Source organism: Kutzneria kofuensis (genome assembly GCF_014203355.1).
Lineage (GTDB): Bacteria > Actinomycetota > Actinomycetes > Mycobacteriales > Pseudonocardiaceae > Kutzneria > Kutzneria kofuensis.
The window spans coordinates 4442831-4463125 of record NZ_JACHIR010000001.1 but is presented as its reverse complement, the minus strand read 5'-3'; the positions used below and the strand labels follow the sequence as shown (position 1 = coordinate 4463125).

The following is a 20295-nucleotide window of genomic DNA, read 5'->3' as shown; positions in this document are numbered from 1 at the left end:
GAAGGGAGCCTGGGTGCCCGACGATCCCCGCTTCGGCGGCACCGGTCCCGATGGTGCCGCGGACTCGTACGAGGCGCCCGACCAGGAGCCCACCGGACGCCGAAGCCGCAGGCGCAGGTCGATGGAGGCCTCGGGCGGCCTGAGCGTGTCCGATCTGGTCCAGCGGCACACGGGCTCGCGGCCGAACCTGCCGCGCCCGACCCCGCCCGATGCCGAGCCGCCGCCACCCGCGCAGCCGCCGCGCCGCCGCGCGGCACAGCCCGAGCCGCCGCAGGCCGCCCCGCAGCCGCCCGTTCCGCCCACGTCTCGGGCGTCCAGGTCCAACCCCGGAACGGGTCAACGTCTGTCCCCGGTCGTGCCGCAGAACGACCAGCCCACCGGTCGGCGGGCGCTGCGCGAGCCGGACCCGATCGCCGCCGCGGCCTCGGGTCGCCGCGCCGCCCTCGACGAGGTGCGCCCCGGGGAGTCCACCGGTCGCCGCGCGAAGGTGGAGCCTCCGCCGCCCGTCGAGGATGACGACGAGGAGACCACCACCCTCCGCCCCGGAGCGGCCGCGCGCCGCCGGGCCGCGGAGGCGACGGGTCGCCGGGCCGCCGTTACGCCCCCTGGCGAGGCCACTGGCCGCCGCGCGGCGGTCGCGCCGCCGGGAGAGACGACGGGCCGTCGAGCCGCCCCTGAGGAAGCCGCCGGCCACCGCACGCCCCCCGGTGAGGCCACGGGGCGTAGAGCCGCCGTCACGCCGCCTGCTGAGGCTGCCGGACGCCGCGCCATGGTGTCCCCGCCCCCGGGCGAGGCCACCGGCCGCCGAGCCGCCGTCACGCCGCCCGGTGAGTCGACCGGCCGTCGAGCCGCCGTGCCGCCTCCGGGCGAGCCCAACGGACTCCGCACCATGCCGCCCGCCGGCCCCGGACCGCGTCCGGGCGAGTCGAGCCTGTCCAACATGCGCCGGCCGATGCCGCCGGGCGGTCGGGCCCCCGTGCCGCCGCCGGGAGAGGCCACCGGACGCCGTCCGGTCGTGCCCCCGCCGCCGCCCGGCGCCCCGCGCCCGGGCGAGGCCAGCGTCCGCCGCCCGATGCCCCGTCCCGGCGAGGCCACCGGCGCACGCCCCGTGCCGGACCGCCAGATCGAGAGCAGCGGCCCACGGCCCGTGCTGCCGCCCAACGGCCGCCCGCAGCGGCCGTCGCCGTCCCAGGACAGCCTGCGCACCCGGCTGGAGCCCGACGCGGACGTGGAGCAGACCACGATCGCCGTGCCGGAGGAGCCGCTGGTCGACGCGCCCGCCGACGAGCCGGAGGCGCCGCCGCAGCCGGAGCGCCGCGAGGACATCGAGCTGTCCGCGCTGACCACCGAGATGGAGCCGATCGGCGAGGAGGTGCAGCGCCGCCGCAAGGTGGACCAGACGCTGGCCCGCTTCTCCGCCGTGCACGACGAGATGGCGGCCGAGGAGGCCAAGCGGCGCAGCCGGCAGAAGAAGTACATGCCGTGGATCGACACCGACGACGACGCGCCGTCGGAGCCGCCGCCCGCCGCGGCCCCCGAGCCGGAGGACGACCCCGAGTTCGACATGGACCCGGCCGAGATCGAGCGGGCCCGCGAGAAGCGCCGGATGATCGGGCTGGCGATCAAGGTGGTGGCCATCGCCGCCGCCGCGATAGTGCTGATCGTCTGCGGCATCGCGTGGGGCTCGGTCAAGCAGTGGACCGGCTCGGACATCAAGCAGGTCGACGCGCTGGACACCAGCTCGCCGGCGATCCAGGCCGCGGACAAGCAGCGCGGCGCCGACAACTTCCTGCTCGCCGGCGCGGACACGGTGCTCGTCGCGCACGTGCCGGCCGACCGCAAGCGGGTCGTGTTCGTGTCCTTCCCCAGCAGCCTGCAGCTGAGCCAGCCGCCGTGCGGCCCGGCCAAGCTGTCCGGGGCGCTGGCCGCGGGCGGCCCGCAGTGCGTGACGCAGGACGTGCAGAAGATCTCCGGGCTGCTGATCAACCACTTCATGACGATGAGCTCGGACGGCCTGGCCGGCATCGTCGACGCCATCGGCAACGTCGAGCTGTGCGTGAAGCAGCCGTTGCAGGACGGGCAGTTGGGCACGCTGCTGTCCGGCACCGGGCCGCAGCCGGTGGACGGCGACACCGCCGTGAAGATCGTGAAGGCACGCAACGTGGCCGGCGACCCGTCGCCGGATCTCGGCCAGATCCAGCGGCAGCAGCGGCTGATGGGCGCGATCCTGCGGGCGGCGGTGCAGGGCCAGGTGATCCTCGACCCGAACAAGCTCAACGGCCTGCTGTCCGCGGTGTCCAAGAACGCGACCGGCGACAACGTGGGCGTGGACCAGCTGGCCTCGCTGGCGCAGTCGGTGCAGGGCGTCGGGCCGGACCAGGTGGTGTTCACCAGCGTCCCGACCGGCGGCACTCCGGAGGCCACGAAATCGTTGTTCAACGCGGTGATCAACGGGACGCCGCTGCCGTCCGAGGGCGCGACCGCGAGCGGCCCGCTCGTCGACCCGAAGTCGATGAAGATCCAGGTGGTCAACGGCAGCGGCCAGGGCCAGCTGCCGACCAACACGTCCAACGCCTTGGGGCACCTGGGGTTCCAGGTCGTCTCGGTGAACAAGGCGGCCGAGCCGGTCGACCACACCACCGTTCGCTACGCGCCGGGCCGGGAGGCGCAGGCGCGCACGCTGTCCGCCGCCGTGCCGGGCTCCAAGCTGGTCGAGGACTCGTCGCTGGCCGGGGCCGTGCAGCTGGTGACCGGGCCCGAGTTCACCGGTGACGTCGTGGCGCCGCAACAGCAGCAGAGCGGCCAGCAGTCGTCGGACGTGTCCACGATCAGCGGGGCCGACGGCTCCTGCCAGTGACAATGCCCTTTTGTCGCCCGTGGTTCACGTCGGGTTCACCCGGCGATGCCGCTGGCGCGACTCCGTGCCCGTAGGCTGTCGGGCATGCGTGAGGCTTACCATGACCAGCTCGGCGAGCTCGCTGACCAGCTGGCGAGCATGTGCGCCATGGTCGGCGACGCCATGGAGCAGGCGACCAAGGCGTTGCTGGACGCGGATCTCGCCGTCGCGGAGCGGGTGATCAGCGGCGACGCGAAGATCGACGACGCGCGGGCCAAGTGCGAGGAGGACGCCTACTCGCTACTCGCGCTGCAGGCTCCGGTCGCGACGGACCTGCGCACGGTGCTGTCCGTCATCCACGCAGCGGAAAGCCTGGAGCGGATGGGCGATCTGGCCCTGCACGTGGCCAAGGCCGCGCGGCGCCGGCACCCGGCCGCCGTGCTGCCCGAGGAGGTGCGCGGCTACTTCAGCGAGATGGGCCGGATCGCCGTCGACCTGGCCCGCAAGGCCCAGGAGGTGATCCGCACCCAGGACGTGGAGCTGGCCCGTCGCCTCGACGACGAGGACGACGCCATGGACGACCTGCACCGGCACCTGTTCTCCGTGATCATGGACAAGGAGTGGACGCACGGCGTGCCCTCCGCCGTCGACATCACTCTGCTCGGCCGCTTCTACGAGCGGTTCGGCGACCACGCCGTCTCGGTGGCCAAGCGCACCGTTTTTGTGGTCACCGGCCGCATGCCCGGCTACGCCAGTGGCGGCGACGACCTGTAGACGTCCGAAAACAGTGGGCTCGCCGGAGAATCCGGCGAGCCCACTGTCTTGTGTGGACGATGCGACGCGCGGTCGACCCCTGCCGCCGACCGGCGCCGCACCGGGGGTTCGATCAGCCGAAGCGACCCGAGATGTAGTCCTCGGTGGCCTGCTGACCGGGGTTGGAGAAGATCTTCTCGGTGTCGTCGATCTCGACCAGCCGGCCGGGCTGGCCGACCCCGGCGAGGTTGAAGAACGCCGTCTGGTCGCTCACCCGGGCGGCCTGCTGCATGTTGTGGGTGACGATGACGATCGTGTAGTCCTTCTTCAGTTCGCCGATGAGGTCCTCGATGGCCAGCGTGGAGATGGGGTCCAGGGCGGAGCAGGGCTCGTCCATCAGCAGCACGTCGGGCTGCACGGCGATGGCCCGGGCGATGCACAGACGCTGCTGCTGGCCGCCGGAGAGGCTGCCGCCGGGCTTGTCGAGGCGGTCGGAGACCTCGGCCCAGAGGTTGGCCCCGCGCAGCGACCGCTCGGCCACCTCGTCGAGCTGCTTCTTGCTGCGCACGCCGGCCAGCCGAAGGCCGGCGACCACGTTGTCCCGAATGGACATGGTGGGGAACGGGTTGGGCCGCTGGAACACCATGCCGATGGTCCGCCGCACCTCCACCGGGTCCACAGTGGACGCGTAGATGTCCTCGCCGTCCAGCAGCACCTTGCCCTCGACCCGGGCGCCGGGGGTGACCTCGTGCATCCGGTTCAGCGAGCGCAGCACGGTGGACTTGCCGCAACCCGAGGGCCCGATGAACGCGGTCACGCTGCGCGGCGGCACGGCGAGGGTGACCCGGTCCACGGCGTGGAACTTGCCGTAGAAGATGTTCAGGTCCTTGACGTCGATCCGCTTGGCCATTTTTCAGCTCACTTCGTCTTGATGGCCGAGAACCGCGACACGAGGGCGGCCACGAGGTTGAACAGCATGATCAGGATGATCAGGGTGAGCGCCGCTCCCCACACCCGCAGCTGACCCGCGGGGTTGGGGTTGTTCAGCTCGTTGTAGATCAGCAGCGGCAGCGAGGTCATGTTGCCGTCGAAGATGTTGAAGTTGATCGACTTCGAGTAGCCGACCAGCACCAGCACCGGGGCGGTCTCGCCCATCACCCTGGCCATCGCCAGCATCACGCCGGTGACCACGCCGGACAGCGCCGTCGGCAGCACGATCCGCACGATGGTCTTCCACTTCGGCACGCCCAGCGCGTACGAGGCCTCGCGCAGCTCCTGCGGCACCAGCCGCAGCATCTCCTCGGTGGACCGGACGACCACGGGCAGCATCAGCAGCACCAGCGCCAGCGACACGGCGAAGGCGCTCTGGTCCAGCCCGATGGTGCCGATCCACAGCGCGAAGATGAACAGCGCCGCCACGATGGACGGCACGCCGGAGAGGATGTCCACCATGAAGGTGGTGGTCCGGGCCAGCCGCCCCCGGCCGTACTCCACGAGGTAGATCGCGGCCAGCACGCCGATCGGCACGGCGATCACGGCGCACACCAGCGTCTGCAGCAGGGTGCCGACGATCGCGTGGTACGCGCCGCCGGCGAACTCCTTGGGCAGCACGCCCTTGAGCGAGTGGCTCCACCAGTCGCTGGACAGCACGGCCTGGTAGCCGCGCGCGATGACGGTGACCAGCAGCCACACCAGGGGCACGAGCGCGACCAGGAACGCCAGCGTCACCAGCACGGTGGCGAGGGCGTTCTTGAACTTGCGGCCGCCGCTGATCGCCTGGAACGCCGGCGGCGTGGCCGGCCGGTCCAGAGTGGACGCAGTGGTGGTCATTTCGCCGCCTTCCCGCCCGCGATGGACCGGGCCACCGCGTTGACCACGAAGGTCAGTACGAACAGCACGAGGCCGGCCGCGATGTAGGCGCCGGTGGGCAGCGGCTGGCTGAACTCGGACGCGGCCGACGCGATCTTGGACGCGAACGTGTAGCCGCCGTCGAACAGGCTGAACCCGGACGGTTTCGGCGACGCGTGCAGGATGAGCAGCACGGCGACGGTCTCACCGAGGGCACGGCCGAGGCCGAGCATGGACGCGGCGATGTAGCCGCTGCGGCCGAACGGCAGCACCGTGGTCCGGATGACCTCCCACTTGGTGGCGCCGAGCGCCAGCGCGCCCTCGATCTGCATCACCGGGGTCTGCCGGAACACCTCGCGGGTGACCGAGGTGACGATCGGCAGCAGCATCACCGCGAGCACGACGCCCACGGTGAAGATGGTGCCGGCGCCGGCGAGCGGGATGTTGCCGGTGGCGAACAGCGGGAACCAGCCGAACACCGTGTTCAGCCAGGTCTCGAACGGTTCGAGGGCCGGGCCGAGCACGAGGATGCCCCACAGGCCGTAGACGATCGACGGCACGGCGGCCAGCAGGTCGACCAGGTACGCGAACGGCCGGCTGAGCCGGGGCGGCGAGTACTGGGTGAGGAACAGGGCGATGCCCAGCGCGACCGGCATCGCGATGACCAGCGCCACCAGCGAGCTGAGCACGGTGACGATGAGCAGGTCCCTGATGCCGAACCGCAGGTTGTTCGAGTCGAGGGTGATGAAGTTGGCGCTGACGAGGAAGTTGTCCTTGTCGGCGAGCAGCGACGGGACGGCCTTGATCAGCAGGAAGATCCCGATCAGCGCGATCGCGATCACGATCGCGAGGCCGGCGCCGGTCGTCAGCGTGCGGAAGATCGTGTCGCCGGGGCGGCGGACCGCCGCCGTCCGAGCACCTGGTTGACCGCTGTCGGAGGTCATGGCACCAATCATGCGGCTACCGCCCCGATCGTCCAGAGGGGACTCCGGACGATCGGGGCGGACGCGCGTCGGTCGGGTTTCGCTCATCGGGTGCGACGGATCAGCTGATGGCGTCGATGGCGGTGGTCAGCTTGGCCTTCAGCGAGTCGGGCAGCGGCGCGTAGCCGTTGCTGGCGAGGTCCGCCTGCCCCTGGTTGATGGCCGTGGTCAGGAACGCCTTGACCGCCTTGCCGGTGGCCGCGTCCGCGTACTTGGAGCAGACGATCTCGTAGGTGGCCAGCAGCAGCGGGTAGGCGCCCGCGGCGGTGGTCTTGTGGATCGAGCTCAGGTCCAGCGAGAGGTCGTTGCCGCTCGGGTTCTTGAACTTGGCGCTGGAGATGGCCTTGCCGACGCTGTCCGCGCTGACCTTGACCGGGGTGCCGCCGTCGGTGGTGACGATGGAGGCGATGTTCAGCTTGTTGCTCTGCGCGAAGGACCACTCGACGTAGGCGATGCCGCCGTCGGTCTGGCCGAGCGCGGTGGCCACGGCCGGGTTGCCGGACGCGCCGGAGCCCACGCCGCCGTTGAAGGTCTTGCCGGCGCCCTTGGTCCAGCCGCCCGCGCTGGTCAGGTACTGCTGGAAGTTGTCGGTGGTGCCGGACTGGTCGGACCGGTAGACCACGCTGATCTTCGTGCTGGGCAGCGTCGCGCTCGGGTTGAGCTTCTTGATCGCGGCGTCGTCCCAGGTCTTGATCTCACCGTCGAAGATCTTGGCGGTGGTGGCGGCGTCCAGGTTGAGGTCGGACACGCCCTTGACGTTGTAGACCAGGGTGATCGGGCCGAACACGACCGGGAGGTCCCAGGCCGGGCTGCCGCAGGAGGCGGCGGCCTTGTCCGGCTCGCCCTTCTTCGGGTCCAGGGCGGAGTCCGAGCCGGCGAAGTCGGTCTGCTTGCCGGTGAAGTCGGAGACGCCGGCGCCGGAGCCGTTGGCGGTGTAGTTGACGTCCGAGCCGTCGCAGGCGTCGTTGTAGGCCTTGACGAACAGGTCCATCGCGTTCTTCTGCGCAGTGGAGCCGCTGGCCTTCAGCGTCTTCTTGCCGGAGCAGTCGACCTTGGGGCCTGCCGAGGTGGAAGTGGTGTTCGAGGAGCCACCCGTCGCGCCTGCGTTGTTGTCGCTGCCACAGGCGGTGAGCAGGAGGGCGCCTGCCGCCATGATGCCCAGCGCGACGCCGTGCCGCTTCATGTTCACCTGGATCCTCCGTTTGGAGACTCGACTTCGAGCGCGACGGGTCCCGCCGCTCGTTTGCCGACCGTAAGCAGCCAGGGTGGACGACAACCCTTAGCTGGATGAACGGCAGATGAACAGGACACACGATGTGACGACAACTACTCCATTGGAGTGGTATCGCGACCCCAGCGTGACCCTGTCGATGGGAGTTCGTGACGCACCGCTGCGTAACGCCAATCAGCGTCCGTACTGCACGTCCGCGTCCCAGACAGTGAAGCCGAGCTTGCTGTAGACCGCCACCGCGGGGGCGTTGTCGGACTCCACATAGAGCATCACGCTGCGTAGTCCCGCCGCCCGCAGGTGCTCCATCCCGATGACGGTGAGCGCCTTGCCGAGTCCGCCACCCTGCGCATCGGGGTCCACACCGACGACGTAGACCTCGCCGATGGCCTCCGGCGGCCCCGGGTGGATTTTCGTCCAGTGGAATCCGAGCACCCGGTCCGCGGCGTCGACGGCGAGGAAGAAGCCCGCCGGATCGAACCAGCTCTCCCGCTCCGTGGCGAGAAGATCCTCGACGGTCAGCGCCCCCTGCTCGGGGTGCCAGGAGAAGGCCTTCCGGTTGACGGCGATCACCGCCGCCTCGTCCTGCCCGGGAACGAACGTGCGGACGCGGACGCCCTCGCGCAACTGCGGCTGCGGCACGTCGCCGACCATCCACCGCATCCGGCGCATCTCCCGCACCCGGTGCAGGCCCAGCTTGGCGGCGATCGCGGCCGCCGCCGGGTGGTCCCCGTGCGACCACAGGCGCGGCTCCCGGTCCCCGGCCAGCGTCAGCAGCCGCTCGACCAGCTGCGTGCCGACGCCGCGGTTGCGGGCGGCCGGGTGCACGAGCGCCTCACCGACCGGGTGGCCGTTGGCATCGCCGTCGGTGTCGAGATGGGCGTAGCCGACCACGCGCCCGTTGTCCTCGGCCAGCACGTGCGTGCCCGGCTTGGCGACGAACGACGGCAGCTCGCCGGCGCCCGTCCGCTCGTCGGCGAGGCGAGCCGCCTCGAAGATGCCGGCCACCGCGTCCACCTCGACCGCGGTCAGCCGCTCCCGCCCAGTCAGCTCTGCCACGTCGTCCGACGCTAGCGGTCAGCGGAACTGGTTGGCCAGCGCACGGAAGGCGTCGGACTCCGAATCGTCGTGCGCGTCGTGTTCGACGTGGCCGCCGGTGCGGGCGCCGGGCCGGGACGGGCGGACGAACTTGTAGCCCACGTTGCGCACGGTGCCGATCATCAGCTCGTGCTCGGGGCCGAGCTTGGCGCGCAGCCGCCGGACGTGCACGTCCACCGTGCGGGTGCCGCCGAAGAAGTCGTAGCCCCAGACCTCCTGCAGCAGCTGGGCCCGGGTGAACACCCGGCCCGCGTGCTGGGCGAGGTACTTGAGCAGCTCGAACTCCTTGTACGTGAGCTCGAGCGGCCGGCCCTTGAGGCGGGCGGTGTAGGTGGCGTCGTCGATGACCAGCTCGCCGAGCTGGATCGCGCCGGCGGCGCCGGACTGGTCCGGCTTGCGGCGGGAGCTGACGAGCCGGAGCCGGGCGTCCACCTCGGCCGGGCCGGCGGTGGGCAGCAGGATCTCGTCCACGCCCCAGTCGGCGGTGACGGCCACGAGACCGCCCTCAGTGACGATCGCCACAACGGGCACCTCGATGCCGCTGCTGGACAGCAGCCGGCACAGCGAGCGGGCGCCCGCCAGGTCGCCACGCGCGTCGACCAGCACGGCGTCGTGCGGACCGGCCTCCAGCAGCGCGGACACCTCCGGCGCGAGCGGCCGCACCACGTGCGGGAGCAGGGACAGCGCCGGCAGCACCGACGACGGGTCCGGATCCCCGGTCAACAGCAGCAGATCGACACCCATGGGCAAGCCGCCTCCTCTCGCGCCGCGGCCCGGCCACCAGCGGGCGGGACAGCGGCGTACGGTGGCCAGGCCCCGTTGCCTGCGGATGTCCGGGAGAATACCTGTCGTGACCAGCCCCGAGGCCGGCCGAAACACGCGCGTCACACGAATTAACACAGGTGGGGAGAATCGGCGATGACCACTGCGACCCGACCGCGCCGCGGTCGCCGGTGGAAAGTCCTGGTCGCGGTGCTGCTGGTGCTGGCGGCGCTGCTGGTGGCGGCCGACTTCACCTTCGCCGCGATCGCCGAGTACCAGGTGTCCAAGAAGATGCGCACCGAGCTGAAGCTGGCCGACGACCCGTCGGTGATCATCCACGGCTTCCCGTTCATGCTGCAGGCCGCCCGCGGCGACTACCAGGACATCGAGATCGAGGCCAACGGCATCCCGATCGGCGACACGCTGCGCGACCTGCAGGTCAACGCCCATCTCTACGACGTGAAGGTGCCGCTGTCGGAACTGGTCTCCGGATCGGCCCACTCGGTGCTGATCAACCAGGTCGAGGGTCAGGTCAAGATCAGCGCCGCCGACGTGAACCGGGCGTTCAACGCCACCGGCGTCGGCCAGGCGCTGGGCGTGTCGAACCTGACCATCGGCCCCACCTCGCCGGACACCCTCTACGACACCCCGACGCCGACGCCGACCCCCACGACCAGCCCGTACACCGACACCAGCGTCGGGGTCCGGCTGTCGTTCTCCATCACCGTCGCCGGCCGTCCGCTGAAGATCAACGCCTACGGCCTGCTCGGCCTGTCCGGCACGAAGATCCAGGTCCAGCCGACGCGGCTGGAATTGGTGGACGGGGTCACGACGTTGAAGGTTCCTGAGGCTCTGCAGCAGCCGATCTTCGCGGCGCTGTCCACGGAGCTGGACCTGGGCAAGGCGCTGCCGTTCACGGTGGTGCCGACCAAGGTCGGCGTGGACAGCAACGCGTTCTCGGTGAGCGGCAAGGCCACGAACGTGCAGCTGGGCAGTGGGAGGAGCGGACTGGGATGACCGGGGTGTGGGTGTTGCTGGCGGTGCTGGCCGTCGCCACCGTGCTCGGCTTCCTGCTCCGCGGACGGGACGGACGAGTGCGCGCCAGCAAGCCCGCCGCCGCCCTGCCGGCGCAGGTCAGGGACCTGATCGACCCGTCGTCCCCGGTGACGCTCGTCCAGCTGTCGACGACGTTCTGCGCCCCGTGCCGGCACACCCGCGTCATCCTGTCCGACCTCGCGTCCAGGACCGACGGTGTGCGGCATCGCGAGCTGGACCTGACGGACCTGCCCGAGGTGGCGGCGTCGCTGAAGGTGCTGCGCACGCCGACCACCGTCGCCTACGCCCCGGACGGCGCCGAACTGCTGCGCGTGGGCGGCGTGCCCAAGCGCGACGTGCTGGTCGAGGCCCTGCGCCCACACCTGGCGTGATCGAATGCTCGGCCGACCGAGCTTTATCGATTCACCGGCCATTCCATCTGGTGGACAGCCCTCCCACCAGGAGGGAGCAACGGGTAGTCTCCGCCGTATGGCCCAGCTGCTGACGAAGCGACGCGCGGTGGATCTCTGCCGCGTGCGCAGCAGCCTGTGTCGGACTTTCTGACCGGACGCCCGGGCCCGACGCCCGACGTCTTCCTGGACCCGTCGTGTCCGCAGGTCCTCAATGGTCAGGAGGTCTTTCCATGTCCGCACCCCAGATCGATCCCCGAGGTCCGCGCTTCGGCGCCTGGATCACGACGGTCGTGCTCGCGGTCGTGCTGGCCACCGGCTGGTGGCCGCTGCTCGCGTTGCAGACCATCGTGTTCGCCATCGGCGGCTTCCTCGGACTGCAGCACGCCCCGTACGGCGTGCTCTACCGGCGCTTCGTCGCGCCGCGGCTGGGCCCGACCGACGAGCGCGAGGACGCGGCCCCGCCGCAGTTCGCGCAGACCGTCGGCTTCGTCTTCGCCATCGTCGGCACCGTCGGCTACCTGTCGGGGCTGACCGTGCTCGGCGCCGTGGCGACCGCGCTCGCGCTGGTCGCCGCCTTCCTCAACGCGGCCTTCGGCTTCTGCCTGGGCTGCGAGATGTACCTGATCATCCGCCGGTTCGCGCCGGCCACCGGCAAGTAAGCCAGACAAACCCCAATCCGGCGAAGGAGCCGATCGATGAGTCGCGAGAACGTGCTGGTCTCGGCGCAGTGGGCCGAGGACAACCTCGAGACCCCGGGCGTGGTGTTCGTGGAGGTGGACGAGGACACCAGCGCCTACGACGGCGGCCACATCCCCGGCGCCGTCAAGATCGACTGGAAGACCGAGCTGCAGGACCCGGTGCGCCGCGACTTCGTGGACCGCGCGGGCTTCGAGAAGCTGCTGTCGGCCAAGGGCATCGGCAACGACGACCAGGTCGTGCTCTACGGCGGCAACAACAACTGGTTCGCCGCGTACGCGTACTGGTACTTCAAGCTGTACGGCCACGACAAGGTGCAGCTGCTCGACGGCGGCCGCAAGAAGTGGGAGCTGGACGGCCGCCCGCTGGTCAAGGACGAGGTGACCCGTGAGGCCACCAACTACCAGGCCCAGGAGCAGGACCTGACGCTGCGGGCGTTCCGCGACGAGGTCGTCGACGCGATCAACACCAAGAACCTGGTCGACGTGCGCTCGCCCGACGAGTTCAGCGGCAAGCTGCTCGCGCCGGCCCACCTCCCGCAGGAGCAGGCCCAGCGCGCCGGCCACATCCCCAGCGCGATCAACGTGCCGTGGAGCAAGGCCGCGAACGAGGACGGCACGTTCCGCTCCGACGACGAGCTGCGCGAGATCTACGGCGAGGCCGGCCTGGACGGCTCCAAGGCCACCATCGCCTACTGCCGCATCGGCGAGCGTTCCTCGCACACCTGGTTCGTGCTGCGCGAGCTGCTCGGCCACTCGGACGTGAAGAACTACGACGGCTCCTGGACCGAATACGGCTCGCTGGTCGGCGTGCCGGTCGAGCTCGGCAGTGGAAGGGACTGACATGACCGCAGCAGGGTGTGGTGCTCCGGAGCAGGGGGCGGCGCTGCCGGCCAACGTCGACCCGGGCAAGGAGGTCGTGCTGTCGGGCACGGTCTCCGCGGGCGGCCAGCCGGTCGGCGGGGCCTTCGTCCGGCTCCTCGACTCCTCCGGCGAGTTCACCGCCGAGGTCGTCTCCTCGGAGCAGGGTGACTTCCGCTTCTTCGCGGCGCCGGGCGCCTGGACGGTGCGCGCGCTGCACCGCTCCGGCACCGGCGAGACGCAGGTGACCGCCGACGGGCCGGGCCTGCACCAGCTCCAGGTCGCGGTGGCCTGAAACACGGCCTGATCGAGGCCCCAGTCACTGTGCTTGTCTCGCCGCGTTCCGCGGCGGGTGGGCTCGCTCTAAGCCGGTGCCTTCCCTTGGCTCAGGAAAACCGCTGGAAAGACGCGGTTTTCCTGAGCCCGCGGTCCAGGCCCCGGCGCGAGCCCACCAGGCCGGGGGCCGGTAGCACCGTCTATTCTGGGCCCGTGGAACTCTTCTTCACGATCCTGATGGTGCTGGTCTGCGTGGCCATCGCCTGGTTCTCGGTGTACGTGGTGTACCGCCTGCTGCAGGACCACCGCTGAGCCATGACGAAGCCAGAGTTCGGTAGCGGCGACGCCGCGGTCCGCGCCGCCGAGCAGCGCGCGGAGTCCACGCGCGACCGCAACCTGCCGCAGTTCGACGACCTGCCGATCCCGGGCGACACCGCGAACCTGCGGCTCGGCCCGAACCTCAACGACGCCTGCCTGGCGCTACTGCCGCTGGTCGGCGTGTGGCGCGGCGAGGGTCAGATCGTCTACCCGACGATCGACGGCCCGTTCCGGTTCGGCCAGCAGATCACGTTCGCGCACGACGGCCGGCCCTTCCTCACCTACGAGGCCCGGTCCTGGCTGCTGGACGCCGACGGCAAGGTGATCCGCCCGGCGGCCCGCGAGACCGGCTTCTGGCGGCCGCAGGCCGACGACACCATCGAGGTGCTGCTCACCCACGCCACCGGCATCGTGGAGATCTACTACGGCGAGCCGCGCACCCAGACGTCCTGGGAGCTGGGCACCGACATCGTGATGCGCACCTCCAGCGCCAAGGAGGTCGTCGCGGCCAAGCGCCTGTACGGGCTGGTTCCGGGCGGCGACCTGGCCTACGTGGAGGAGCGGGCGATGGTGGGCGAGCCGCTGCAGCCGCACGTCTCGGCGCAGCTCACCCGCGTCGTCGGCTGACACGTGCGGCTGCGGCGGTGTGGCCGGCACGCGATGCTGGTCGAGCTGGCGTCGCTGGCCGAGGTGGAGGCGCTGCACGGCGCGCTGCTGGTCGCCGACCTGCCGGACGTCGTCGAGCTGGTGCCGGCGGCCACCACCGTGCTGATCGCCGTGCGCCCCGGCTCGGACGGGTTGGCTCGTGCCCAGGCCGTCGTCGAGGCGGCGGACCTTTCGCGTCCACCGGACCGAACGCCCCGGCAGGTCCGGCTGCCGATCGTGTATGACGGCCCCGACCTCGAGCTGGTGGCCTCGACCGCAGGCCTGAGCGTGGACGAGGTCATCGCGCTGCACAGCGGCGCGGAGTACACGGTGGCGTTCTGCGGCTTCGCCCCCGGCTTCGGTTACCTGGTCGGACTGCCGGAACCGTTGCGGCAGGCCAGGTTGGAGAATCCCCGCACCAAGGTGCCGGCCGGATCCGTCGGCATCGCGGGAGAATTCACCGGCGCCTATCCGCGGTCCTCGCCCGGCGGCTGGCGGCTGATCGGCAGCACGACGGCGATTCTCTTCGACGCCAAGCGTTCCTCGGGCCCGGCGCTGCTGGCGCCCGGCGACCACGTCCGGTTCGAGGTGGCCGAGTGACGCGCTCGCTGACCGTGGTCCAGGTTGGGCCGCAGACACTGATCCAGGACCTGGGGCGGCCCGGCAACGCGCACCTGGGCGTGCCCCCGTCGGGCGCGTTGGATGTGCCGGCGTTGACGCTGGCCAACCGGCTCGCGGGAAACCCTGAGTCGGCGGCGGGTATCGAGGCGCTGCTGGGGCGGATTCAGTTGCGCGCCAACTGTTCCTGCACTGTTGCCGTCACGGGTCCGAGCGTGCCGCTGTCCGTCGGCTCGCGCCCCGTCGACTCGCATGCCCCGGTTCATCTTGCTGATGGCGATGTTTTGACGCTCGGCGTCCCGTCCGGCGGACTCCGTTGCTATGTCGCGGTTTCCGGCGGCATCGACGTTCCTCCGCAGCTTTCCAGCCGGGCCACGGACATCCTCTCCGGCATCGGGCCGGATCCGTTGCGTGCCAACGACGTTCTGCCGCTTGGTGAGCCGGTTGGCTTGCCAGTCGGCAGCGACGTGTTGTCGCCTTCGTCGGCGCCGGCCGAGCTGGTCGTGCCGGTGCTGCTCGGTCCCCGTGAGGACTGGTTCGACGACCCCGCCGGGCAGTTGGCGGCCGGCCGGTGGACGGTTTCCGAGCAGAGCAACCGGGTCGGGCTCCGCCTGGACGGCGACGCCTTGCGCCGGGCCGCCGAATTCGAGTCACGGGAACTGCCGAGCGAGGGCGTGATGACCGGATCGGTTCAGGTGCCGGCCAACGGCCGGCCGGTGCTGTTCCTGGCCGATCATCCCGTGACCGGCGGCTATCCGGTGATCGGCGTAGTGACCGCCGAGGCGCTGCCCCTGCTGGCCCAGGCCCGGCCGGGAACACCCGTTCGGCTGCACCCGCTCCGTTGACGCAGTGGTCTAGGCCACTTTACTGTTCAGAACGGCCGCCCTGGACCGTAGGAGCACCATGCGCAAGCTTGCACTGCTCTCGGCAACCCTGCTGACGTTGGGCGCCGCCGTCGCGCTCGCCCCCCAGGCGGCCGCGACGACCGGTCTCACCGCCACGTTCACCGCGTCGGCGGGCGGCGGCAAGTACGTCGTGGCCAACTCGACGGCCGCGGCGATCACCGGCTGGTCGATCGCCTTCGACCTGCCCGCCGGCGTCACCGCGAGCAATCCGCAGAACGGCAGCCTCACCCAGACCGGCACCCACGTGGTCGCCACCCCTGCGTACTACATCAACACCGTTGCCGCGCACGGCACCACGGAGCCATACAGCCTGAGCTTCTCGCTCAGTTCGGCGGCGACCCCGGCCAACTGCCTGCTCAACGGCGTCAACTGCGACGGGTCGGGCGGAACGACCCCGCCGCCGGTGACGGCCGCCGTGACGGCGCAGTACTCGCAGGCCGGATCGACCGGGAAGTACGTGGTGTCGAACAACTCCGACACCGACCTGAAGTCGTGGTCGATCGCCTTCGACCTGCCCAGCGGCACCACGGTCAGCAACGGCCAGAACGGCACCGTCACGCAGACCGGCACCCATGTGGTGGCGACTCCGGCCTACTACAACACCGCGGTGAAGGCCCACGGCACCACCGAGCCGTACAGCCTGACGTTCACGGTCAGCGGCTCGGGGAGCCCGCAGAACTGCCGGGTGAACGATCTCAAGTGCGACGGAACCGCCGACGCGCCGCCGGGTGCGCCGACGAACCTGCACGCCACCGCGAAGACCACGAAGACCGTGCTGCTGGCGTGGAATGCCGCCACGGCCGGGGATCTGCCCATCGCCGGCTATGACGTGTACAACGGGTCCGCGCCGGCTGCGTCCGTCACCGGCACGTCGGCGTCGATCAGCGGCCTGACGCCGAAGACGTCGTACACCTTCACCGTCAAGGCGAAGGACACCCACGGCACGTCGTCCCCGGCGAGCGCGCCGGTGACCGTGATGACGAACGATCCGTCCGCTGACACCCAACCTCCTTCAGCACCAACGGGTCTGGCCGTGACGGGCAAGGACTCCACGTCGATCTCCCTGAGCTGGTCGGCGTCCACCGACAACACGGGCGTGGTGTCCTACGACGTGTACAACGGAACTTCCGTTGCCACCACGGTCACCGGCACCACGGCAAAGGTCACCGGCCTCAGTCCGTCCACTCAGTACACGTTCACCGTTCGCGCCCGCGACGGCTACGACAACGTGTCCGCGGCCAGCAATGCCGTCACCGCGAGCACCACCGACGTGATCGGCAGCGGCTACGCGAAGGTCGGCTACTTCGTGCAGTGGGGCATCTACGGCCGCCAGTACTTCGTGAAGAACCTGGTCACCACCGGCGCGGCGGCCAAGCTGACGCATCTGCTGTACGCGTTCGAGAACATCGACCCGGTCAACCTGACCTGCCTGTCGGGCGTCACCAGGGGCACCACCGCCGACCCCGAGGACCCCAACCAGGGTGACGGCGCCGGCGACGCCGACGCGGACTACGGCCGGCCGTTCTCCGCGGCGCAGGCCGTCAACGGCGTCGCCGACGACGGTTTCGCGCCGCTGCGCGGAAACCTCAACCAGCTCAAGGAACTCAAGGCGCTGTACCCGAACCTGAAGATCCTGGTGTCCCTCGGCGGCTGGACGTACTCGAAGTACTTCTCCGACGTGGCCAAGACCGACGCGTCGCGGAAGAAGTTCGTCAGCTCCTGCATCGACACCTGGATCAAGGGCAACCTGCCGGTCACCGGCGGCGCGGGCGGCCAGGGCGTGGCCGCCGGCATCTTCGACGGCATCGACGTCGACTGGGAGTGGCCCGGCGACGCAGGAGGCCACCCCGGAAACCACTACAGCCCGTCCGACAAGGCCAATCTGACCGCGCTGCTGGCCGAGTTCCGGACCGAGCTGGACGCCCTGGGCGCGACGAACGGCAAGCGGTACCAGCTGACCGCGTTCACCCCGGCCGATCCGACCAAGGTCAGCGAGGGCTGGGACCTGCCGCAGACCGCCAAGTCCCTGGACATCTTCAACGTGCAGGGCTACGACTTCCACGGCTCCGGCAGCGACAACTCGTGGGAGCCGAACCAGACCGGCGACCAGGCCAACCTGTACCCGGCCGGCAACGACCCGTACTCGTTCCACTTCAGCGTGGACGGGGCCGTGCAGACCTACCTGTCGGCCGGGGTGAATCCACGCAAGATGACGGTGGGCATCCCGTTCTACGGCCGAGGTTGGCAGGGCGTCGCTGACGGCGGCGCCCACGGTGAGTGGCAGGTCGCGCACGGGGCCGCGCCGGGGCAGTTCGCCGAGGAGGCGGGAACCCGGGGCTACAGCAATCTGATCAGCGCCGTGCCCGGGATGACCGTCTACCACAACACGCAAGCCGTTGCGACGTACGGGTACGACGGCAACCAGTGGTGGTCGTTCGACGACACCTGGTCCATCGGGCAGAAGATGGCCTACATCAAGAACAAGGGCCTGCTCGGCGCGATGATCTGGGAAATGTCCGGCGACACCGGGACGCTGATGTCCGCGGTGGACGGTGGCCTGAAGTAGCCGGGTCGGGGCGGTTTCCGTGGTGGAAGCCGCCCCGACTGGCGTCAGTACTCGGACTCGTACAGCGCGGTCAGTTCACGCAGCAGCGCGCTGGAGTCGTTGAGCTGCTTGCCGTCCAGGGTGTGGATGCGGGTCACGCAGCGGACGCTGGACACCAGGAACAGCGCCTCGGCGTCGGGCAGCTCGGCGGCCGCGATCGGCTCCACCTTCACCGACCAGCCGGCGCGCTCGGCCGCGCGGAACAGGGCCGCCTGCGTGGTGCCGGGCAGGATGCCGATGTTCGACGGCGGCGTCACCAGCGTGCGGTCGCGGACCAGGACCAGCGTCGAGGTCGGGCCCTCCAGCACCGAGCCGTCGGCGGCCGTGAAGATCACGTCGTCCGCGCCCTCGCGGGCGGCGTAGCGGACCGCCGCCATGTTCACCGCGTACGACAGCGACTTGGCGCCGAGCAGCAGCCACGGGGCGCGCTGGGCCAGGCCCGGCTCGAAGCCGCGCTCCAGCGTGACCGCGGCGATGCCCTCGGCCCGCTGCTTGAGCACCTTGTCCGCGATCGGCAGGCCCATCGCGAACGCCGTCGGCGTGCCGTCGCCGAACTCGTTGCCGCGGGTCAGGACCAGCTTGAGGGCCATGTCCCTGCCGCCGGTCCAGTTGTTGATCACGGCGTCGACCGCGCGCTCCCAGCCGGCCCGGTCCGGCTCGGGCAGCTCGAGCATGGCCGCCGAGCGGTCCAGCCGGTCCAGGTGCGGACCCAGCTCCCTCGGCTTGCCGTCGACCACGAGGATCGTCTCGAACACACCGTCGCCGCGGAGCAGCCCCAGGTCGTCGACCCGCAGCAGCGGGGCCTCGGGGTCCGCGGTCGTTCCGTCCAGGAAAGCGAGCACGCGCATGGGGCGAGCCTACTCACGCCTCCGCGTCCTATCCTGGGGGTGTGGAGACCGTGAGCCCCGAGGAGGCCGCGCGGCTGCGCCGCACGCTGCACGAGCGCGGGCTGCGGATGACCCCTCAGCGTCAGCTGGTGCTGGACGCCGTCCGTGAACTCGAGCACGCCACGCCGGAGCAGATCTGCCAGCGGGTGCAGCGGGTGACGCCGACCGTCAACATCACCACCGTCTACCGGACCCTGGAGCTGCTGGAGAAGCTGGGCCTGGTCCGGCACACCCACCTCGGCCACGGCGCGCCGTCCTACTCGGTCGAGGAGCACGAGCACGTGCACCTCGTGTGCCACAGCTGCGGGCGGGTCGACGAGGTGCCGTGCGACCTGCTCGACGAGCTCGCCACCCGGCTCAACCGGGGTCGGGGCTTCCGGCTGGACGCCAGCCATCTCGCGCTGTCCGGCACCTGCCGTGACTGCGCCGCTTCAGAGGAGACTTCGTGACCGCCGTCGATGCCCCCGCCGGTTCGCCCGATGCCGGTGTGCCGTGGCACTACGGCGACCCCTTCGCCGAGCAGCGCTTCGCCGCTCGTTCGGTGGTCGTGGTCGACCGCTCCAACCGCGAGGTCATCGCCATCCCCGGCGAGGACCGTCTGACCTGGCTGCACTCGCTGACCAGTCAGCACGTGCTCGACCTCCGTGACGGCGAGACCACCGAGTTGTTGGTGCTGGACGTGCAGGGCCGGGTCGAGCACCATGCCGTGCTCACCGACTTCGAAGGCACCGCCTGGCTGGACGTCGAGCCCGGCACCGGCAAGGCGCTGCTGGCGTACCTGGAGTCGATGAAGTTCTGGTCCAAGGTCGAGCCGCGGGACGCCACCTCCGAGATCGCCGTGCTGTCCCTCGTCGGACCCGCTGCGCCGTCGCTCGTGACCTTCGGCGGCCTGGTCCGCCCCATGCCTTGGGGCGCCGACCTGCTCGTGCCCCGCGCGTCGAAGGACGCCGAGTTCACTCGATTGGTCGAGGCCGGGGCCCGCCCCGCCGGCACCCTCGCCTTCGAGGCCCTCCGCGTCGAGCTTCTGCGCCCCCGGCTCGGCGTCGACACCGACGACCGCACCATTCCGCACGAGGTCCGCTGGATCGGCACCGCCGTGCACCTCAACAAGGGCTGCTACCGGGGGCAGGAGACCGTCTCCAAGGTCGAGAACGTCGGCCGGCCGCCGCGCCGGATGCTGCTCCTGCACCTCGACGGTTCCCTGGACGCCCTGCCCGAGACCGGCGACCCCGTGCTCATGGACGGCAAGGTCGTCGGTCGCGTCGGCTCCGCCGTCCGCCACCACGAGCTCGGCCCCGTCGCCCTGGCCCTGATCAAGCGCTCGGTTCCGTTGGACGCCCAGCTCGTCGCCGGTTCGGCGGAGGAACCCGTCGCCGCCTCCATCGACCCCGACTCCGTCCCCCCGGACAACGCCGCCCTCGGCCGCGAAGCCGTCCGCAACCTCGGCCGCTGACCCGCCCACAGCCCCGACGACCGGGCCTGCTGTCGAATTTCCGCGACATTGGGGTTCGGGCGAGAAATCTTCCGTC

Annotated in this window: 21 protein-coding genes; 14 read left to right on the top strand and 7 right to left on the bottom strand. The window is 70.7% G+C overall.

Annotation, left to right across the window (positions count from 1 at the left end):
• Positions 1 to 13 precede the first annotated feature (13 nt).
• Positions 14 to 2857, top strand: coding sequence for an LCP family protein (locus tag BJ998_RS49200; protein WP_184864019.1), 2844 nt, complete (start codon positions 14 to 16; stop codon positions 2855 to 2857).
• An 84-nt stretch (positions 2858 to 2941) separates the two neighbouring features.
• Entirely contained in the window at positions 2942 to 3610 is a 669-nt protein-coding gene (gene phoU, locus BJ998_RS20690; protein ID WP_184864017.1) for a phosphate signaling complex protein PhoU, read from the top strand.
• Between the two features lie 112 nt (positions 3611 to 3722).
• Here phoU and pstB read toward each other — a convergent pair whose 3' ends face one another.
• From pstB to BJ998_RS20660, 6 genes are all read right to left on the bottom strand, one after another.
• Positions 3723 to 4499, bottom strand: coding sequence for a phosphate ABC transporter ATP-binding protein PstB (gene pstB, locus BJ998_RS20685; RefSeq protein WP_184864015.1), 777 nt, complete (start codon positions 4497 to 4499; stop codon positions 3723 to 3725).
• Between the two features lie 8 nt (positions 4500 to 4507).
• A complete protein-coding gene (pstA, locus tag BJ998_RS20680; protein ID WP_184864013.1) occupies positions 4508 to 5419 on the bottom strand; it encodes a phosphate ABC transporter permease PstA in 912 nt (303 codons plus the stop codon).
• Complete coding sequence (gene pstC, locus BJ998_RS20675; RefSeq protein WP_184864011.1) at positions 5416 to 6381, bottom strand: phosphate ABC transporter permease subunit PstC; 966 nt, start codon at positions 6379 to 6381, stop codon at positions 5416 to 5418. Before pstC ends, pstA begins: the two co-directional genes overlap by 4 nt.
• 100 nt (positions 6382 to 6481) lie before the next feature.
• Positions 6482 to 7603, bottom strand: a complete 1122-nt coding sequence (gene pstS, locus BJ998_RS20670; protein WP_184868824.1) for a phosphate ABC transporter substrate-binding protein PstS — start codon at positions 7601 to 7603, stop codon at positions 6482 to 6484.
• 222 nt (positions 7604 to 7825) lie between these two features.
• A complete protein-coding gene (gene mshD, locus BJ998_RS20665; protein WP_312890248.1) occupies positions 7826 to 8707 on the bottom strand; it encodes a mycothiol synthase in 882 nt (293 codons plus the stop codon).
• 18 nt (positions 8708 to 8725) lie between these two features.
• Positions 8726 to 9490: a winged helix-turn-helix transcriptional regulator gene (locus BJ998_RS20660; RefSeq protein WP_184864009.1), complete on the bottom strand. Its 765-nt coding sequence runs from the start codon at positions 9488 to 9490 to the stop codon at positions 8726 to 8728.
• A gap of 174 nt (positions 9491 to 9664) precedes the next feature.
• Here BJ998_RS20660 and BJ998_RS20655 point away from each other — a divergent pair, with 174 nt between their 5' ends.
• The 10 genes from BJ998_RS20655 to BJ998_RS20615 all read left to right on the top strand — a co-directional run bounded on the left by BJ998_RS20655 (position 9665) and on the right by BJ998_RS20615 (position 17840).
• A complete protein-coding gene (locus BJ998_RS20655; RefSeq protein WP_184864007.1) occupies positions 9665 to 10525 on the top strand; it encodes an LmeA family phospholipid-binding protein in 861 nt (286 codons plus the stop codon).
• Positions 10522 to 10935, top strand: a complete 414-nt coding sequence (locus BJ998_RS20650) for a thioredoxin family protein (RefSeq protein ID WP_184864005.1) — start codon at positions 10522 to 10524, stop codon at positions 10933 to 10935. Before BJ998_RS20655 ends, BJ998_RS20650 begins: the two co-directional genes overlap by 4 nt.
• Before the next feature lie 4 nt (positions 10936 to 10939).
• Entirely contained in the window at positions 10940 to 11107 is a 168-nt protein-coding gene (locus BJ998_RS49575) for a putative leader peptide (RefSeq protein WP_376775881.1), read from the top strand.
• A 79-nt stretch (positions 11108 to 11186) separates the two neighbouring features.
• Positions 11187 to 11615 (top strand): DUF4395 domain-containing protein, encoded by a 429-nt coding sequence (locus BJ998_RS20645; RefSeq protein ID WP_184864003.1) that lies wholly within the window; start codon positions 11187 to 11189, stop codon positions 11613 to 11615.
• A gap of 36 nt (positions 11616 to 11651) precedes the next feature.
• Positions 11652 to 12494, top strand: a complete 843-nt coding sequence (locus BJ998_RS20640) for a sulfurtransferase (protein ID WP_184864001.1) — start codon at positions 11652 to 11654, stop codon at positions 12492 to 12494.
• A gap of 1 nt (position 12495) precedes the next feature.
• On the top strand, positions 12496 to 12807 hold the full coding sequence (locus tag BJ998_RS20635) for a DUF1416 domain-containing protein (protein ID WP_184863999.1): 312 nt from the start codon (positions 12496 to 12498) through the stop codon (positions 12805 to 12807).
• A 296-nt stretch (positions 12808 to 13103) separates the two neighbouring features.
• Entirely contained in the window at positions 13104 to 13733 is a 630-nt protein-coding gene (locus BJ998_RS20630; protein WP_184863997.1) for a heme-binding beta-barrel domain-containing protein, read from the top strand.
• A 3-nt stretch (positions 13734 to 13736) separates the two neighbouring features.
• Complete coding sequence (gene pxpB / locus BJ998_RS20625; RefSeq protein WP_184863995.1) at positions 13737 to 14351, top strand: 5-oxoprolinase subunit PxpB; 615 nt, start codon at positions 13737 to 13739, stop codon at positions 14349 to 14351.
• Positions 14348 to 15214, top strand: a complete 867-nt coding sequence (locus tag BJ998_RS20620; protein WP_184863993.1) for a 5-oxoprolinase subunit C family protein — start codon at positions 14348 to 14350, stop codon at positions 15212 to 15214. The genes pxpB and BJ998_RS20620 overlap by 4 nt, the downstream gene beginning before the upstream one ends.
• A gap of 58 nt (positions 15215 to 15272) precedes the next feature.
• Positions 15273 to 17840: a glycosyl hydrolase family 18 protein gene (locus tag BJ998_RS20615; protein WP_184863991.1), complete on the top strand. Its 2568-nt coding sequence runs from the start codon at positions 15273 to 15275 to the stop codon at positions 17838 to 17840.
• 44 nt (positions 17841 to 17884) lie between these two features.
• Here the strand turns inward: BJ998_RS20615 and BJ998_RS20610 are convergent, their stop codons facing one another.
• Positions 17885 to 18727, bottom strand: coding sequence for an aminodeoxychorismate lyase (locus BJ998_RS20610; protein WP_184863989.1), 843 nt, complete (start codon positions 18725 to 18727; stop codon positions 17885 to 17887).
• 41 nt (positions 18728 to 18768) lie between these two features.
• On the opposite strand from BJ998_RS20610, the gene BJ998_RS20605 reads away from it, so the two are divergent.
• Positions 18769 to 19215 carry a Fur family transcriptional regulator gene (locus BJ998_RS20605; RefSeq protein ID WP_312890247.1) on the top strand — a complete coding sequence of 149 codons (447 nt, stop codon included), beginning with the start codon at positions 18769 to 18771 and terminating at the stop codon, positions 19213 to 19215.
• Complete coding sequence (gene ygfZ / locus BJ998_RS20600) at positions 19212 to 20219, top strand: CAF17-like 4Fe-4S cluster assembly/insertion protein YgfZ (protein ID WP_312890246.1); 1008 nt, start codon at positions 19212 to 19214, stop codon at positions 20217 to 20219. The genes BJ998_RS20605 and ygfZ overlap by 4 nt, the downstream gene beginning before the upstream one ends.
• Positions 20220 to 20295 lie beyond the last annotated feature (76 nt).